The organism is Streptomyces sp. NBC_01296, assembly GCF_035984415.1.
Lineage (GTDB): Bacteria > Actinomycetota > Actinomycetes > Streptomycetales > Streptomycetaceae > Streptomyces.
This window is the reverse complement of record NZ_CP130720.1, coordinates 7,211,246-7,227,538: the sequence shown is the minus strand read 5'-3', so window position 1 is coordinate 7,227,538 and position 16,293 is coordinate 7,211,246. Positions and strand designations below refer to the sequence as shown.

Below are 16,293 nucleotides of genomic sequence, written 5' to 3'. Positions count from 1 at the left end.
GTTAGTGGTCGTAGGCGATCAGGCTGCGTGTGATCGGTGTTCCGTTGGCTCGGTTGTGCCAGATCGCTGCCGTCAGGGCCAGGACGCGTTGTCCCACGCGGGCCAGGAATCCGTCGTCGCAGTGGCCTCCGACCTTCTCGACTACGTCGTGGGCACCACGCTCTACGTCGACGGGGGCATGACCCTCTTCCCCGGCTTCGCCACCGGCGGCTGACGCCGTACCCAGCTGCGCCACCCCTGGCGACGCGGCCGTCCGCGACACCCGCCCGCGAGAGTCAGCGCGATGTCCGCCCACAGGGTCACGACGTGGTCGACCGTCGTCGGCGTCCGGTCGTCGCTCAGCCCCCGCCGCCCGCGGGGCCGACATTCGAGGTACCCATGCTCAGCACCGTGATCCACGCGGCGGATGCGCCGTCCCAGATGCTTCCCGCCCGCGAGCTGATGGCCTTCACCCTGGGCTCGCACATCCTCCTGGTCCCCTTCGGGGTGGCACTGCCGGCCATCACGCTTTTGATGCACCACCGGGCACTACGCCGCAACGACCCCGTCGCACTCAAACTCGCCCGCCGGTGGTCCGCGGTGATGGCCGTCCAGTTCGCCATCGGCGTCGTCACCGGCACGGTCCTGTCGTTCGAACTGGGGCTGCTGTGGCCCGGCATGATGGGCCGCTGGGGCGACGTCTTCGGTCTCGGTTTCGGCATCGAGGCGTGGGCGTTCTTCCTCGAAGCCGTGCTGATCGCGATCTATCTCTACGGATGGCGCCATCTGAAGCCGTGGACCCATTTCTGGCTGGGGGTGCCGCTTCCCCTGGCGGCCCTGATGGGAGCGTTCGGGATCATCGCGGCCAACTCCTGGATGAACACCCCCCAGGGCTTCGACCTCGATGCCTCGGGAAACCCCGTCGACATCCACGTGCGGCAGGCGATCTTCACCCCCATGTTCGGCCCGGAGTACTGGCACTTCGTGGTCGCAATGTTCCTGACCGCCGGCTACGTGGTGGCGGGGGTCTACGCCGTGGGCTGGCTGCGCGGCCGCCGTGACCGGTACCACCGGCTCGGCTTCACGCTGCCGTTCACGGTGGCCGCGATCCTCACCCCGATCCAGTTCATGATCGGCGACGCCACCGCCCGCGCGGTCTTTCACAAGCAACCCGTCAAGTTCGCCGCCACCGAACTCGTATGGGAGACCGACACGCACGTACCGGAATATCTGTTCGGACGACTGAACGAGGACGGGACGATCTCCGGCGGGATCAAGATCCCGCAGCTGGACTCGATCCTCGCCGGTTTCAAACCGAGTACCCAGGTGACGGGGCTGACGTCGGTGCCGGCCTCCGACCGGCCCACCGCCGTCCAGGCCACCATCGCCCACTGGGCCTTCGACATCATGGTCACCATCGGCAGTCTGCTGATCCTGCTCGCGCTCTGGTACGCCTGGAGCTGGCTGCGGCACCGGGACCTCCCCCGCAGCCGCTGGTTCTTCCGCTGTGCCGCCGTCGCGGGAGCCGCGTGCCTGATCACCGTCGAATGCGGCTGGATCACGACGGAAGTGGGTCGCCAGCCCTGGATCGTCTACAACCACATGAGGGTCTCGGAAGCGGTGACCGACACCCGGGCGAGTTCCCTGTGGACGATGTTCGGCGTCGTCGTGGTGGTGTACATCGCCGTCTTCGGCGCGTTCCTGCTGACCGTACTGAAAATGCGTACGCGCTGGCGCATCGCCGACGAAAGCTCGGGCGGCGACAGCGAGCCGCATCCGGAGGACGACTCCCCGTACGGCCCCCGAGGTGCGCTGGAGGTCGAGGTTGCCGACCGCGCTTCCGGCGGCGCGTCCGGCCGTCACTCTGGTGGTGCGTCGTGATGGCCGATCTCATCGCCTGGGTCCTGGTGGTCGCGATCGCCGCCTACGCCTGCGCCGGAGGCACCGACTACGGTGCGGGGTTCTGGGACCTGCTGGCCGGCGGCGCGGAGCGGGGCAAGCCGGTCCGCCGGCTCATCGACCACGCCATGGCGCCGGTGTGGGAGGTCAACAACGTCTGGCTGATCTTCGTTTTCATCGTCATGTGGACCGGCTTCCCCACGATGTTCCAGGCCGTGTTCGAGGCGATGTGGCTGCCTCTCGCCTTGGCGGCTGTGGGACTGGTCCTCCGGGGAGCCGGGTTCGCCCTGCGCAAGCCCGCGCGGCGGCTGGCTCGGCGCCGGATCGCCGGCGTGTTGTTCGCCCTCGCGTCGCTGGTCACGCCGTTCTTCCTCGGGGCGGTACTCGGCGGTATCGCCTCTGGCCGGGTCGCCGTCGGCACACCGGCATCCGCAGATGCCTGGGCCAACCCGACCTCGGTCCTCACCGGTCTTCTGGCCATTGCTTCCACAGCGTTCCTCGGAGCGGTCTTCCTCTCGAGTGACGCCCGCCGTTTCGGCGCCGACGATCTCGTCTCCTACTTCCGGCTCCGAGCGCTTCTGGCATTCGCCGCGGTCGTCGTGCTCGCGCTCATTGCCCTGCCCGTGACCCACGGCGACGCCCGCTACGTATGGGAAGGCCTCACCACGGGATGGGGCCTGACCATGGTCATCCTGGCCGCGCTCTGCGGCCTGGCGACGGTACTGCTGCTGTGGCGCGGGTCCCCACACTGGTCCCGCTGGACCGCCGTGGGAAGTGTCGCCCTCACAGTCGGCGCATGGGGCATGGCCCAGGGGCCCTACCTGCTTCCCACATCGCTGACCGTGACCGAAGCGGCCGGTGCGGCCCCCACCCTCAACTGGCTGGGCATCGTCACGCTCATCGCGATCGTTCTCGTCGGCCCGGCGCTCGTGGTGCTTTACCGCCTCGACACCCTGGGTCAGCTGGAGCCGCTCACCGACGCCGACACCCGGTCCGCCCCCGCCCCCGGGGACGACCTGTGACGGGTGACGCACCCGGTCCCCGGGTGCGCACCGGTTCGGGTCATTTCAGACGGCCCGCGAGATGGTCACCGACCCGCAGGGCGTTGGCGATGGCGGTGAGCGACGGGTTCACCGCGCCGATGCTGGGAAAGAAGCTCGTGTCCACGACGTAGAGGTTGTCGAGGTCGTGGGCCTTGCAGTCGGCGTCCAGGGCCGAGCTGCGGGGGTCGGTGCCGAACCGCACCGTACCGGCCTGATGGGCGGTGGCCCCGATGGGCATGCCCTTGTGCAGGTAGATGCTGTGCGACAGCAGGTGGTGCTCGTGCATGCCCAGGTGGCCGAGCATCCCCTGGAGCTTGTGCCGGAGTCGCTGGAGCCCGGCGATGTTGTTCTTCTCGTCGAGGGCCAAGTGGATGTCGCCGTTGCTGTCGAGGGTGACGCGGCTCTCGGGCAGCGGCAGGTCCTCCCCGCACAGCCAGAAGTCGACGGCGTGGTGCGCGAGCATCTCGAACGGCATGTCCGGGGTGACGGCGCCGGCCCAGCGCGGTGCCTCGCCGTGGATCTGGTCGGCGTCGGACTTGCCGAGCATCTGGATGCCGCCGAGCGGGAAGTCCCAGTCGTCCGCCCCGAGGTACCAGTCGTTCAGCGCGAGTGTCTTCTGGAACTTGGTGGGGTTCGGCTCCTTCGACACCGCCATCAGCGCCAGGTTGTTGTGCCGCATGTAGTGGCGTCCCACCACGTCCGAGCTGTTGGCCAGGCCCCCGGGATGCTTGTCGTTCGCCGAACGCAGCAGCAGGACCGCCGAGTTGACCGCGCCGCAGGCGACGACGACGACGTCGGCGCTGAAGCCCTCGGTCGACCCGTCGCCCAGCTCGGCGACGACGCGTGTGACGGTGCGACCGGTCGGGTCGGTCTCCAGACGCCGGACGTTCGCCTTCGTCACCAGAGTGACGTTGTCGTACGTCAGCGCCGGATCGACGCAGATCACCTGGGCATCGGACTTCGCGCCCAGCAGACACGGGAAGCCGTCCACACGGTCGCAGCGGATGCACACGCTGTCATGTGTGGCCCGGCCGCTGCCGTCCTGGGTCAGGTTCACCCCGATGGGCAGGTGGAAGGGGTGGAGCCCCTTCTTCTCCAAGTCGTCGCTGAGCTGCTGGATGCGCGGCTCGTGCTCCACGGGAGGATGCGGATACTGGCCGCTCGCCGAGCCCTCTGTGGGGTCCTCACCGTGCCGGCCGTGCACCAGGTACAGCTGCTCCGCCTCCGTGTAGTACGGCTCCAGATCCTCGTAGCGGATCGGCCAGGCCGGTGAGATGCCGTCGTGATGGTGCAATTCGCCGAAGTCCTCGGGGCGGAGACGGAAGAGCGCGGCGCCGTAGAACTTGGTGTTGCCCCCGACGTAGTAGTTGACCTCGGGCGGGAAGGCATCACCGTGCTTGTCGTACCAGAACTCGGGGGCGCGGTACTTGCCCTTGACGAAGACGGCTGTGGAGTCCCAGTTGTCCCGCTCCCGGGGCAGGTAGCCGCCGCGCTCCAGGATCAGGATCCGCTTGCCGGTGGGGGCCAGCCGGTGGGCAAGTGTGCCGCCGCCCGCTCCCGTACCGATGATGATGACGTCGTAGTGCTGATCGTCGGCCATGCGGAGGTCCCGTTCTCGGAGTCGTCTGCCGTCCTGGCCGTAGCGGCCGGCGTGAGACTTGCGGCCGGCGTGAGACTTTGCGGTGCTACGGCGTACGGAGCGCAGCCGCGTGATCGGACTCGGTGACTCTCTCGAAATTACCCGCCCTCCTCGGGGGCGGCGACTCGGGAGGATTCCGGACAACGCGGAGAGAGGGAGATTCACCGGATCCTCGGCAAGGTCTTCACCACCTCGTCGACGATGGATTCGGGGGTAGCCGCGGCATCCACGGTCAGCCCCGGTTCATCGGGGCGCAGCGGCTCGAGGGCGGCGTACTGGGACTTCTCCAACCGCGCGGGCATGAAGTGGCCCGAACGTCCGGCGACCCGTCTTTCAGCGGTGGCCGCGTCGAGCGCCAGGTGCAGAAACCAGACGTTCGCGCCGGCCCGGCGGAACTCGTCCCGGTAGGCGTGCTTCAGCGCCGAGCATGTCATCACGCCGCCCCGGCCGGACGCGGTCGCCTCCCGGATCCAGGCCGCGAGGGCCAGCAGCCACGGGCGGCGGTCCTGGTCGTCCAGCGGCTGACCGGATGCCATCTTGGCCCGGTTGGCTTGCGGATGAAGGCCGTCTCCCTCAAGGAACGGCAGCGCAAGCCGTTGAGCCAGCAGGGCTCCAACGGTGGACTTCCCGGACCCCGCGACACCCATGACCACCACGATCGGCGGAGCCTCAGGAGCTGAGTCCATGATGCTCCTCAGGCGACGGCAACCGTGTTTGCCCGACTCACCATGGATGAATCAGCTCCCGTCATCGGCATCGAGCGCCTCGTCGAGAGTGGTGGCGGCCATGATCAAAGACAGGTGCGTGAACGCCTGCGGGAAATTGCCCAGCTGCTCCCCGCTGGGGCCGACCTCCTCGGCGAACAGCCCCACGTGGTTGGCGTAGGTCTGCATCTTCTCGAAGGTGTAGCGGGCCTGGGACACCCGCCCCGCCCTTGCCAGGGCATCGACGTAGAGGAAGGTGCACAGGCTGAAGGTGCCTTCCGAACCGCGCAGCCCGTCCGGTGATGCAGCCGGGTCGTAGCGGTAGACGAGGCTGTCGGAGACGAGCTTGCGGTCCATCGCTTCGAGTGTGGAGAGCCAGGCCCTGTCACGGGGAGCTACGAACCCTACTCTGGGCATGAGAAGCAGCGAGGCGTCCAGGACATCACCGTCGTAGTGCTGGATGAAGGCGCGCTCCTTCTCGCTCCAGCCGCGTTCCATGATCTGCTCGAACACGGCATCCCGCGCCTTCCGCCATCGTTCCAGGTCGGCGGGCCTGCGGTAGTGCTCGGCGAGCTGCAGCCCGTGGTCGAAGGCGACCCACGCCATCACCCGACTGTAGGTGAAGTCCTGGCGGCCGCCCCTGGTCTCCCAGATGCCTTCGTCCGGCCGGTCCCAGCTTTCGGCGAGCCAGTCCAGCAGCCGGGCAACCGACTGCCATCCCCCGTAGCTGGCCTGCTGCGCGATCTCACGGCCCTGGGACACGGCGTAGATGGCCTCGCCGTAGATGTCGAGCTGGAGCTGGTCGGCGGCGCCGTTTCCGATGCGGACGGGGGCGGAGCCCCGGTAACCCTCGAAGTGTTCGAGTGTCTCTTCCGGCAGGTCGGGATTTCCGTCGATCCGGTACATCGTCTGGAGCGGCTCCTCCTCTTTTCCTTCCCGATCCTGGATCCTGTCCACCAGCCAGTGGACGAACGCGGTGGCCTCCTCGACGAAGCCGAGGTCCAGCATCGCCCGGACCGACAGAGCCCCGTCTCGTACCCAGGTGAACCGGTAGTCCCAGTTGCGCTCGCCGCCGACCTGTTCGGGCAAACCCATGGTGGCTGCCGCGACCAGCCCGCCGGTGGGGGCGTAGGTGAGGAGTTTGAGGGTGATGGCCGAGCGGTGTACCAGCTCGGGCCAGCGGCCCCGGTAGCGGGACTTGCGCAGCCAGTGCCGCCAGAACCGGCTGACCTCCTCGAATTGCCCGTCGAACCAGTCGGCCGTAACGGGATCGGGTGCGTCGCCGCCGGAGGCACAGACCGTGAACACGACTCCGCCGGACTGGCCGGCGCTCAGCGTCACCTTTCCCCGTACGTCCTGGCCGTCCCGCTCCAGCGGGAACGTGCTCTGCAGATGCCCGTCGATTCCAGGTGCCCGGAAGACGGCGCCCCCTTCGCCGAGTTCGAGTTCGTGGGAGGTCCGGCCGTAGTCGAAGCGCGGCCGGCACTCGAGGTTGAAATCGACGCTCCCTCGCACGGCGCGGACCATGCGGACCAGGGTGTGCCGGTCGGTCGCGGTGCGGGTCCGGTCCGGGGGCATGAAGTCGACGACCTCACCCACGCCGTCCGGCGACATGAACCGTGTCACCAGGATGGCGGTGTCGGGGTAGTAGAGCTGCTTGCACGTTCCGTCGGGATGCTCTGGAGCCAGTTGCAGGTAGCCGCCGCGATCGTGATCGAGCAGGGCGGCGAAAATGCTGGGCGAGTCGAACCGGGGAGCCGCAAACCAGTCGACTACTCCCTGCGACGACACGAGCGCCGCGGTCTGAAGGTCGCCCACCAGCCCGTGCTCGGCGATGGGAGGGTAGCGGTCCATTGCGGCTCCAAGGTCTCCACGGAAGCCCCCTGCGTCCACTATCCGGCAGCCTGCTCACGCCTGCCACGTCGCAACGTCGACGGCACTTTCCCGTGCCGAACCTGCTCCCGCTCACCGGGACGTCGCACAGGCAGAGGCCAAAAGCCATTCGCGGGGCCGGAAAAGCGAACGCGCTCGCAACGAGCACGGCCTTGGCTTACTCTCCGCGTTCACCCGAACGGAAATTGTGCAGACGCTGTCGGTCGAGTCCGCACCGATCATTTGTGGCGAATGGTCTAGGTTCGGCCCGTGAGTTTCTTGGACCGTCCCGCTGATCAGAGCGCCGCCCGGTTCCTGTTGCCGTACCCGGCATCAGACGTGCCCGGCATGCCCGATGATCTGCCCGTCACGGTGTGGGACGGCGCCGGCAGCCCGCCGGACACGGAGAGCCTCGCAACGGTGGAATTCCTGGTCATTCCCTACGGCCACACGGATGCCGCGGTACCCATCCTTGCAAGAGCGCCGCGGCTGAGAGTCGTCCAGTCCCTCTCGGCCGGCGTCGACGACCTCGTGCAATTCATTCCCGCCGACGTCACGCTCTGCAACGCCAGCGGCGTCCATGACACCAGCACCGCCGAACTGGCCGTGACGCTCGCTCTCGCGTCCCTCCGGGGCATCCCAGACTTCGTACGCAGCCAGGACGCCGAGGAGTGGCGGACCGGCTCCCGTCCCGCACTGGCCGACCGTACGGTCATGCTCCTCGGCTACGGTTCGATCGCCTCCGCGATCGAGGACCGGATCGCCCCCTTCGAGTGTGCGTTCCTGCGAGTCGCCCGCAGAGCCCGTACAACCCCGCGCGGCCCCGTCCACCCGCTCGACGCGCTACCCGAACTCCTGCCCCAAGCCGACGTCGTGATCCTCACGGTCCCGCTGACCGAAGAGACACACGGCCTGGTCGACGCGCGCTTTCTCGCCCGCATGCCGGACCAATCCCTTCTCGTCAACGTCTCCAGAGGCTCCGTCGTGGACACCGACGCATTGCTCGCCGAACTCACGGCCGGCAGACTGCACGCCGCCCTGGACGTCACCGACCCAGAGCCCCTGCCGCCCGGCCATCCTCTGTGGCACGCACCCCACACACTCATCAGTCCTCACGCCGGAGGCAACAGCTCGGCCTTCCTGCCGCGGGCACTCCGGCTGATCCGTACCCAGGTCCTGCACCACCTCGCTGGGGAGCCGTTGGAAAACGTCCTTCCGACCCGCAAGTCCTGATCCCGGACCGGTCATTGCGCGGGGCCGAGGGTTCTGGCCCGAGGCGAAGGGACCGCAGATCACGAGTACCCCCTGGCGCCCGGCCGCAAGCGTCGCCTGTCGCGGATCCCCCGGGGCGACGAAACGGACGATGACTGTAAGGGGCCCGCCACGTGCACAGAGATCACTCCCCCGAGCTGACCGAGCGCCCGGATCCGCACGAGCCGTTCGGCGAAACCCGCTGGCCGATGGCCGCGGCCGTCCTCGCTGCGATGGTGCTGACCATGCTGCTCCCCGACGACTTGCGCATGGCCCCTCGCTGGGTTCTCCCGGTCGTCGAGGGACTGCTTCTGCTGGCGCTGGTCGCGGGCGACCCGGGCCGGATCAACCGACGATCTGCCTTCCTGCGCGCGGTCGCCATCACCCTCGTCGCAGTCCTTGCGCTCAGTGCTGTCTGGTCGACCGTCCACCTGGTCGACGACCTCATTCACGGTGGACCGGAGACCGGCTCCGCCTCGAGCCTGCTGCAGACCGGCGGCACCGTGTGGGTGGGCACCATCCTGGCCTTCTCACTGCTGTACTACGAGCTCGACAACGGCGGGGCCGCCGCCCGCGCCCACCACATGCCTCCCACCCCGGCACTTGCCTTCCCCCAGCAGCTCAACCCGGAACTGGGTGCGGCCGACTGGCGCCCCCGCTTCATCGACTACCTCTACCTCGGGCTCACCAACTCAACCGCCTTCAGCCCGACCGACGTCATGCCGTTGGCCCCCTGGGCCAAGATCGTCATGAGCGTTCAGGCTCTCCTCTCCCTCCTCATTCTCGGGCTGGTGGTCGCCCGCGCCGTCAACGTGCTTGCCTGAAATCCGCGAAACCGTACGACTGTCTCCATGTGATGGCCCGTTCATTCCCATCCCACGCCAGCTTCTCCGCCTGGGGACCACCAGGACCAAGATCCGGACCAATTCCGGACCAACCCGCGCCGAGGAGCTGCTCCGACTTCCGTTTTGCCTGGTCAGAATGGGTTCGATTGCTGTACCACCAGCAGACGAAGAACATGCTGGTCAGCTACTCCCCGAAGAAGCTCGGGTTCTTCTAGAGGCACACTGTCGGTTCCTGGACCGGACGTTGCGGGATCCGGGCGCCGCTCGACGGCGTTGACGGGCGCCCTCCGGTGGGGCGTGGTCGCAGATCCAGAGCCACGTAGGCGGGATCAAACCCGCTGGATGTGCCCCACCGGGGTGTTATGGCGGCGGATGGTTCTCGGGCGGGTACTCGTGCGACTCGGGCCGCGGCTCCATCCGGGCCACCACCTCCGCAAGCCGCGCGCAGACCCGTTTGATCTCCTCATACGTTCTGTCGCGTTCGGTGATGACGGCCGCGAGAAGGAGAGCCGTCAGCGCGGTCGTACCGTTGAAGGCCTGGAGCGTAACCATGCTGGCAAAGACATCCTCGCCGACGAACGGGCCCCTGTTGCCGTCGGCAGCCAGAATCGCCAGCGTCACCACGGCGAGCGCGCACGGCGCTGCGCCGGCCAGCCGGAAGCGGAAGGCCGCCCAGATCAAGAACGGCGAGACGAGGAAGAGCAGGCTCGCATCGCGCGTGCGCGTCGCCAAGAGCGTGGCGACGACCGTACCGAGCGCCAGCGCCACCGCCTCGACCCATCGGCCGGGCCCGGCCCGCGACGGCCAATGGGCCTTGCGCAGCACGAGCAGGAAGGGTGTGACGACAAGGACACCCATCGCGTCACCGGTCCACCACACCGACCATGTCGGCCAGAAGTCACCCGCATCCAGTGCTCCGGAGAGGACCAGTACGCCGCTGCCGATGGTTGAACTGATCAACATCCCGGCGAGCGCGCCGAGGAAGACGAGTGCCAGGACGTCCCGCAGGCGGTCCAGCTCGTTTCTGAACCCGGCTCTGCGCAGCATCAGACAGGCGCAGACCGGCGCGAGAGTGTTGCCGGCGGTGATGGCCAGTACGGAGACCAACGACGGCCCGAGGAACACATTGGCCAGGAACGCGCCCAGCGCGATGCCCGGCCAGACGCGCAACCCCATCACCAGCAGCCCGGCCAGCGCGACGCCGGTCGGCGGCCACAGGGGGGTGACCTGGTCACGCACCAGCTGCTGGAGAAGGCCGACCCGTGCAGCCCCGTAGTAGACGGCGGCAAGGGCGAGGATGCGCAGAGCGGCGGACCCGAGACGACCCATCTCAGCGCTGCCCACGACAGCAGTCTGCGCTCAGAAACCGCCACCGGCGACCCCAGCGACCCCCATCGGTCCGGCCGGCTCCTGCGGGCCGTCGTAGCGGACGACGAGGACTGCGGCATCGTCTCGGTGTCCCGTCAGGTCGGCCACTTTGACGACGGCGGAGGCCAGCACGTCGGGATCGGCGTCGAAACCCGCGCGCACCAGCTTGGCCACCTCGGCCAGACCGGACTCCATCGGGTAGTGCGGGCCCTCCACCACTCCGTCGGTGAGCAGCACGAGCACCCCGGCCTCTGTCAGACGCCGGTGGGTCACCGGATACCGCTCACCCGACACGATGCCGAGCGGCGGCCCGCCGCGGTCGAGTGCGATGCCATGACGGCCTCCGGCTGTGGCCCAGACCATCGGGACATGGCCGGCCCTGGAGACCGTCAGATCGCGACTGACCGGGTCGAAGCGCAGGAAACAGCACGTTGCGAAGAGGCCACACCCCATGGCGATCAGCAGATCGTTGGCGCGGCCCAGTACCTCTCGGGTGTCGCTCGTCGTCTGTGCGAGGGCGCGCAGGCTGGTACGCACCTGCCCCATGAAGGCGATGGCTTCCACGTCATGACCCTGCACATCGCCGACCGTGAGACCCAGTGACCCGTCGTGCATGACGAAGGCGTCGTACCAGTCACCGCCCACCTCCAGACCGCCTTGTGAGGGCGCGTACCTGGCGGCCAGATGCAGCCCTGGCAACTCGGGCAGCCTGGGTGGGAGCATGTGGCGCTGCAAAGCCACGGCCAGCTCGGCCCTGGCCCGCTGGTACTCGATCCGGTCCAGGGCCTGATCGACGAGCTGCCCGAGAGCGACCAGAAGCTCCTGCACATTGTCGGGCTGCTCGGGACGGTGTCCGCGCATCACGGCTCCTGGCTCTCGCACAGCCTGCTCACCTCACCCTAGCCGCTGCTGCCGCATGCCTCCACAAGGGTGAACCAGCAGGCCGGACGACGGATCTCGGCCACCGGGAGCCGCCGGCAGGGGTCGGCCCGGGCCGATCGGGACACGCCGTCAGTGCCTCGGCGTGCCGGGAAGACGGACCGTGACGAGGAGGCCGCCGGCGGGGCGGGGCGCGAGGTCGAGGGTCCCGTCGTGGGCGCGCACGATGCTGTGCACGATGGCCAGGCCGAGGCCGACGCCCGCGTGCTCGTCGGTGCGTACGCGTTCCGATCCGCGCCGGAAGGGTTCGGTGTCGATACGCCCGCGACAGGAGGGCCCGGCGCTCGAGCGTGCAGGTGATCCGATCCGCCGGTGTCGAGGCGCCGGGCGTCGTCCCGGTCGTCCGGCAGTCGGGGCACACGATCGGGTCGCCCTTTCGGACGCATCGGGGCGCTTCGCCGGCGGTGGGGCGGGGTGGGAGGCAGGATGCCGCCATGGACCGTCGACAGATCAGCTCCATCGCCCACACCGACCACCCCGTCGCCGCTCCGCTGGGCGACGATTCCGTACACACGCTCCTCGACCGGGCCCTGCCGAGCGGCGACGTCCGGCTGCTCGACCTCGGGTGCGGATCGGGCACCTGGCTGTTGCGCGCACAGGCCGCTCGCCCGGACCTGCGCGCCGACGGCGTCGACAACGACGCCGAGGCCATTGCCGCCGCCGGTCGCGCCGTCGACGCAGCGGGGCTCGGTGGCCGGATCGCCTTCCATGCCCAGGACGCGGCGCAGTTCAGTTCCCCGCACCGATACGGTCTGATTCTCAGCATCGGTGCCACACACGCCTTCGGCGGCCTCCTTCCCACCCTGAAGGCCGCCGACAGCCACCTCGCCCCGGGGGGAAGCGTTCTCCTCGGCGAGTGCTTCTGGGAACGCGCACCCGACCGCAAGACCCTCGACGCCGGCTTCGCCGTCGATGACTACGACGACCTCGCGACCACCGTCGACCGCATCACGGCCAACGGCTGGGTCCCGCTCCACGGGCACGTCAGCACCCTCCAGGAGTGGGACGACTACGAGTGGTCCTGGACCGGGTCGCTCTCCCGGTGGGCCCTCGACCATCCGGAGCACCCGGACCACGGCCAGGCCCTCGAGGCCGCGGCCCGGCACCGCGAGGCCTGGCTCCACGGCTACCGGGGCACGCTCGGCTTCGTCACCCTGCTCCTGCGTCGCGCGCCCCGGCCGTAGGGGTGCCCTGCGGTGTCGCGCCCCGGATCAGCCGTCGGTCCGCTGGTACAGCGTCCCGTCGCTCCAGATCCGGGCGACCCTGCCCCACTGCGCGGCGGAGGCCACGTCGGGGAAGAAGCCGTGCCCGTTGAGGTTGGCGCTGGTGTTGCACAGCACGGGGACGCCGCTGAGCCGCCGATAGGCGGACAGCACGGCGAACAGCAGGTCGTCGTCCGCCGGGCCGACCGTCTGGAGCCGCGCGGTGCCGTCGAGGTGGATGACCGCGGGGATCCGGTCCACCCATTCCGCCCGCACCTCGTGGTCGAAGAGCATGTGCGGGTCCGGGGTGCCGGGAGCGAAGATCTCCGGTGCATCGGCCTCGAGACAGATGGGGGCGACGGGCCGGTAGGGCTCGCGGTCCTTCACCCGGTTCAGCTCGTCCTTCATCGACGCGCTGACCGGGGCCGCCAGGATGCTGCGGCCGCCGAGTGCGCGAGGGCCGAGTTCGGCCCGTCCGTGCAGGACCACCACGGGTGCTCCGGACTCGTGGAGGACTGCGGCGAGTTCCTCCGGAGCGCACGGTGACGCCGACCAGCCGGCGGGCAGCTCGGGCGACGGCGTCAGTGCCGGGCCCAGCCGGGGGTTCCAGTCGAGCGGGGCCAGGCCGTCGCGCTGCGCCCGGCCCAGAACGGCCGCTCCGATGGCGGAACCCGAGTCGTTGGGGAACGGCGGGACCCACACGTCACGGAAGTCCGGCGCCTCGCGCAGCGCACTGTTCCACTTGATGTTGAGCGCGCAGCCGCCGGCGAAGCACAGGTTCCAAGGACCATCGCCCTTGGCCGCGCGGACCTTGGCGGTGATCCGTTCGACGAGGAGGCCCTCGAAGAAGTCGTGCACGCTCGCCAGGACGTCCTCGTCGCTGACCCCGTTCTCCGACACCCGGGCGCGGACCGCGGAGAAGAACTCGTGCACGGGGGGCACGGACCGCTCGAAGAGACTGCCGTATCCGCCGACCGTCGCGCGGTACTCCACTGCGGCCGGCTCATCGCTCTCGAAGACGCGGTGGAATTCCTCCCGCAGCACCGTGACGACGCTCTCGTCCGTCCGGCCCAGCGCGATGTACGCCATGAGCTTGCCGGCGACCGAGAGGTCGTCGACCGTGGGCGACTGGACGGTTTTACGGAAGGGCCCGAAGTGGTGTCCGGCGATGGCGTACGCATGGCCGAGGAGGGGGAAGAGTTCACCCAGGTTCTCGACGCCGCCGCGCGGGTCCGCCCAGTAGAGGCGGGGGAAGAGTCCGCCGTCCCAGACCAGGACGAAGGAGCCTTCGTTGCGCTGGGCGAAGGGGCTGGACGCGTAGGCGCTCGCCACGTGTCCCGCCGCGTGCGGGTAACTGGTGTACGGGTAGGTCTGGCCGTCCATGGGGAACGTGCTCGAGACGCTGGGCGAATCGAGCGCCGGGCATGCCGCCGACTCCCGGTAGGGACCGACCGCGATCTCGGTGGGCGTCCCCTGGTCGAGGAGGGCCACCGTTCCGGAGACGTCTCCGTCCCAGCCGTCGACAACCCACTCGTCGACGTCCTCGGGCTTGTAGCCGAAGTCGGCGAGGACTCCGGGGATCAGGCTGAAGTCGGCAACGGTGCTGTAGCGCAGACCGTTCCCCAGCTTCTCCATTTCAACACTGAACACGAGACGGTCGTCGTCGAGCAGGGCGACGGCACCGTCATGCGTGAGTTTCAACCCGCAGATAATCAACTGTGTCACTCCTAGGTCTGCTTGAGTCGGCACATGGGTGTGCTTCGGTCTCCGGACTGCTCGGAGGTGAGTCTCAACTGGTAGAGGCTGGATCTTCGGCCCGGACGGAAGAGGGTGAGCCATTCGTCACGGGTCTCGCTCGCCGGGACTTCCGAGAACCCCAGCTTCCCGAACCATTCGCCGCCGTACCGGGTCAGGGCGAGCAGAGAGCCGTAACCCCGTTCTCTGCCGATGGTCTCGGCAATACCGACCAGTTGCCGGCCGATTCCCCTGCCCTGCCAGTCGACCGCAATGCACAGGTTGTAGACGACCAGGCTGCCCCCGGAGGGTGCCACCCCGGCGCAGCCGACCAGCCGGCTCCCTTCGCAGGCGACCACGAATTCCTGTGACGTGCGCGTCAGTTCGGCCAGCGGGCGAGCGACCAGCAGGCCCTGCTCGACGAACGGGGCGGAGAGCAGGGCGATCTGCTCCGCGTCATCGGGGCGCGCGGGTCTTGCAACGAGCACGTCCGGCGCGCTCACGCGCCGGGAGGCGGTCTGCACGGACTCACGCACCCTCCGCACCACCCGGCCGGGCGGGCGGGCTGCCGGCGACGCCGAGCCCGAAGTGCTGCTCGACCGCCATGAGTTCGATCATGTTGACGTTGACGCGGGCGGGCTGCGCGAGACACCAGGCGACCGCCTCGGCCACGTCGTCGTCGGTGAGCGGCTCGATTCCCCGGTAGAGCGCGTCGGCGCGCTCCTCGTCCCCGTCGTAGCGGACCTTGGCGAACTCGGTCTTCGCCATGCCCGGCGCCACGCAGCTCACCCTGACGCCCGTTCCCTGGAGGTCGACGCGCATGTTCAGCGACAGCTGGTGGACGAACGCCTTGGTGGCGGCGTAGACGTTCCCGCCCATGTACGGGTAATTCGCCGCGATGGAGCCCATGTTCACCACGTGCCCGGACCCGCGGGAGACGAGCCGGGGAAGCACCAGGCCGCTGAGGTTCAGCAGACCGGAGATATTCGTGTCGATCATTTCGCGCCAGGAATCGCCACTGCCCGACTGAAGGGTGTCGAACCCTCGTGAGAGGCCCGCGTTGTTGACGAGCACCGAGATGTCACTGAATTCCGGCGGCAGCTCCTCGAGGGCCCTGGCCAGCTCTTCGCGGTCACGGACATCGGCGACCACCGGCAGAATCGCTCCGGTGGATTCCTCGTCCGCCAAGACCTTCAGACGGTCCGCTCTACGGGCCAGAGCCACAACGGAGTAGCCCCGCCGGCACAACACCTGGGCAATTCTCCTGCCGAATCCCGATGATGCACCCGAGACCACGGCTACGCCACGCTTCTCCTGCGCCATGCACACACCCCCTCGGCCCCGTTGCGCTGTATCGCAACGAAGCCTTCACGCGTTCATCCCACACCCCCGTCAGGGGCAGGGTTCTGGACACCTGCTTCAGCGGCATCGGGGTCTCCTTGCGCGCCGACCGGCCAGAGGTGCGCCTCGTTACGTCGAAACACCCTCGCCGACAAGGCTCCAGGTCGACCGACCTCTTACCCGTAGATTCCTCGCCAGTGAATCACGGGCCGATGCGGTGCTGGGCGTTCTTCCATTTCGCTTCCAGCCGATCAAAAGCGGGACTCGAGGCAGACTCGACCGGGTTCACGAAATAATCCTTGGATGGAGAAGGCTGCGGAGCGGATGGCCTGATGCGACCGCCGGACGGCAGCATCCACGCGTCCGGCCAGAAGCGACTACAAGGAGGGGTGCCCTATTCGCCGGTTGACATTCCAAGTCCACTCCGTGGTAGGAATATTGGCGAAGAGGAAGGTGGCTGTGCATTTCTCATCGAGT

The 16,293-nt window shown here is 68.6% G+C and carries 13 protein-coding genes and 3 pseudogenes; 6 read left to right on the top strand and 10 right to left on the bottom strand.

The window, feature by feature from the left end; genetic code table 11:
- Window position 1: 1 nt before the first annotated feature.
- A pseudogene (locus OG299_RS32965) lies at window positions 2–112 on the bottom strand (IS982 family transposase); the annotation flags it as partial.
- Here OG299_RS32965 and OG299_RS32960 point away from each other — a divergent pair.
- The 3 genes and pseudogenes from OG299_RS32960 to OG299_RS32950 all read left to right on the top strand — a co-directional run.
- Window positions 110–214 (top strand): annotated as a pseudogene (locus OG299_RS32960) (sugar dehydrogenase); the annotation flags it as partial. The pseudogenes OG299_RS32965 and OG299_RS32960 overlap by 3 nt on opposite strands.
- A 164-nt stretch (window positions 215–378) precedes the next feature.
- The gene (locus OG299_RS32955) at window positions 379–1,860 is read left to right on the top strand and encodes a cytochrome ubiquinol oxidase subunit I (RefSeq protein ID WP_327363432.1); all 1,482 of its coding nucleotides are present in this window, start codon (window positions 379–381) and stop codon (window positions 1,858–1,860) included.
- The gene (locus OG299_RS32950; RefSeq protein ID WP_327363431.1) at window positions 1,860–2,900 is read left to right on the top strand and encodes a cytochrome d ubiquinol oxidase subunit II; all 1,041 of its coding nucleotides are present in this window, start codon (window positions 1,860–1,862) and stop codon (window positions 2,898–2,900) included. Before OG299_RS32955 ends, OG299_RS32950 begins: the two co-directional genes overlap by 1 nt.
- 40 nt (window positions 2,901–2,940) lie before the next feature.
- Here the strand turns inward: OG299_RS32950 and OG299_RS32945 are convergent, their stop codons facing one another.
- The 3 genes from OG299_RS32945 to OG299_RS32935 form a co-directional block, all read right to left on the bottom strand.
- Window positions 2,941–4,521, bottom strand: a complete 1,581-nt coding sequence (locus OG299_RS32945; protein ID WP_327363430.1) for a GMC oxidoreductase — start codon at window positions 4,519–4,521, stop codon at window positions 2,941–2,943.
- A gap of 200 nt (window positions 4,522–4,721) precedes the next feature.
- Window positions 4,722–5,207 (bottom strand): gluconokinase, encoded by a 486-nt coding sequence (locus OG299_RS32940; protein WP_327363429.1) that lies wholly within the window; start codon window positions 5,205–5,207, stop codon window positions 4,722–4,724.
- A gap of 90 nt (window positions 5,208–5,297) precedes the next feature.
- The gene (locus tag OG299_RS32935) at window positions 5,298–7,118 is read right to left on the bottom strand and encodes a glycoside hydrolase family 15 protein (RefSeq protein WP_327363428.1); all 1,821 of its coding nucleotides are present in this window, start codon (window positions 7,116–7,118) and stop codon (window positions 5,298–5,300) included.
- A gap of 366 nt (window positions 7,119–7,484) precedes the next feature.
- Here OG299_RS32935 and OG299_RS32930 point away from each other — a divergent pair, with 366 nt between their 5' ends.
- Window positions 7,485–8,369: a 2-hydroxyacid dehydrogenase gene (locus tag OG299_RS32930; protein ID WP_327363427.1), complete on the top strand. Its 885-nt coding sequence runs from the start codon at window positions 7,485–7,487 to the stop codon at window positions 8,367–8,369.
- Window positions 8,370–8,521: 152 nt separating this feature from the next.
- Window positions 8,522–9,211, top strand: a complete 690-nt coding sequence (locus tag OG299_RS32925) for a hypothetical protein (protein WP_327363426.1) — start codon at window positions 8,522–8,524, stop codon at window positions 9,209–9,211.
- A 381-nt stretch (window positions 9,212–9,592) separates the two neighbouring features.
- Here OG299_RS32925 and OG299_RS32920 read toward each other — a convergent pair whose 3' ends face one another.
- The 3 genes and pseudogenes from OG299_RS32920 to OG299_RS32910 all read right to left on the bottom strand — a co-directional run.
- Window positions 9,593–10,561, bottom strand: a complete 969-nt coding sequence (locus OG299_RS32920) for an MASE1 domain-containing protein (protein ID WP_405706565.1) — start codon at window positions 10,559–10,561, stop codon at window positions 9,593–9,595.
- Window positions 10,562–10,591: 30 nt separating this feature from the next.
- Window positions 10,592–11,461 carry a PP2C family protein-serine/threonine phosphatase gene (locus tag OG299_RS32915; RefSeq protein WP_327363425.1) on the bottom strand — a complete coding sequence of 290 codons (870 nt, stop codon included), beginning with the start codon at window positions 11,459–11,461 and terminating at the stop codon, window positions 10,592–10,594.
- 150 nt (window positions 11,462–11,611) lie between these two features.
- Window positions 11,612–11,791 (bottom strand): annotated as a pseudogene (locus OG299_RS32910) (ATP-binding protein); the annotation flags it as partial.
- 182 nt (window positions 11,792–11,973) lie between these two features.
- Between OG299_RS32910 and OG299_RS32905 the strand changes: the two are divergent.
- Window positions 11,974–12,723, top strand: a complete 750-nt coding sequence (locus tag OG299_RS32905; RefSeq protein WP_266631588.1) for an SAM-dependent methyltransferase — start codon at window positions 11,974–11,976, stop codon at window positions 12,721–12,723.
- 27 nt (window positions 12,724–12,750) lie between these two features.
- Here OG299_RS32905 and OG299_RS32900 read toward each other — a convergent pair whose 3' ends face one another.
- The 3 genes from OG299_RS32900 to OG299_RS32890 are packed head-to-tail and all read right to left on the bottom strand — an operon-like array spanning window position 12,751 to window position 15,798.
- Window positions 12,751–14,442, bottom strand: a complete 1,692-nt coding sequence (locus tag OG299_RS32900; RefSeq protein ID WP_327363424.1) for a carbamoyltransferase N-terminal domain-containing protein — start codon at window positions 14,440–14,442, stop codon at window positions 12,751–12,753.
- A 26-nt stretch (window positions 14,443–14,468) separates the two neighbouring features.
- Window positions 14,469–14,999 carry a GNAT family N-acetyltransferase gene (locus tag OG299_RS32895; protein WP_327363423.1) on the bottom strand — a complete coding sequence of 177 codons (531 nt, stop codon included), beginning with the start codon at window positions 14,997–14,999 and terminating at the stop codon, window positions 14,469–14,471.
- Between the two features lie 4 nt (window positions 15,000–15,003).
- Window positions 15,004–15,798 (bottom strand): SDR family NAD(P)-dependent oxidoreductase, encoded by a 795-nt coding sequence (locus OG299_RS32890; RefSeq protein WP_266631585.1) that lies wholly within the window; start codon window positions 15,796–15,798, stop codon window positions 15,004–15,006.
- Window positions 15,799–16,293 lie beyond the last annotated feature (495 nt).

Coding starts and splice junctions, on each gene's coding strand:
- OG299_RS32920 (WP_405706565.1), bottom strand. CDS start 10,561: ATGGGTCGTCTCGGGTCCGCCGCTCTGCGCATCCTCGCCCTTGCCGCC.
- OG299_RS32915 (WP_327363425.1), bottom strand. CDS start 11,461: ATGCGCGGACACCGTCCCGAGCAGCCCGACAATGTGCAGGAGCTTCTG.
- OG299_RS32940 (WP_327363429.1), bottom strand. CDS start 5,207: ATGGGTGTCGCGGGGTCCGGGAAGTCCACCGTTGGAGCCCTGCTGGCT.
- OG299_RS32890 (WP_266631585.1), bottom strand. CDS start 15,798: ATGGCGCAGGAGAAGCGTGGCGTAGCCGTGGTCTCGGGTGCATCATCG.
- OG299_RS32935 (WP_327363428.1), bottom strand. CDS start 7,118: ATGGACCGCTACCCTCCCATCGCCGAGCACGGGCTGGTGGGCGACCTT.
- OG299_RS32945 (WP_327363430.1), bottom strand. CDS start 4,521: ATGGCCGACGATCAGCACTACGACGTCATCATCATCGGTACGGGAGCG.
- OG299_RS32955 (WP_327363432.1), top strand. CDS start 379: ATGCTCAGCACCGTGATCCACGCGGCGGATGCGCCGTCCCAGATGCTT.
- OG299_RS32950 (WP_327363431.1), top strand. CDS start 1,860: ATGGCCGATCTCATCGCCTGGGTCCTGGTGGTCGCGATCGCCGCCTAC.
- OG299_RS32905 (WP_266631588.1), top strand. CDS start 11,974: ATGGACCGTCGACAGATCAGCTCCATCGCCCACACCGACCACCCCGTC.
- OG299_RS32930 (WP_327363427.1), top strand. CDS start 7,485: ATGCCCGATGATCTGCCCGTCACGGTGTGGGACGGCGCCGGCAGCCCG.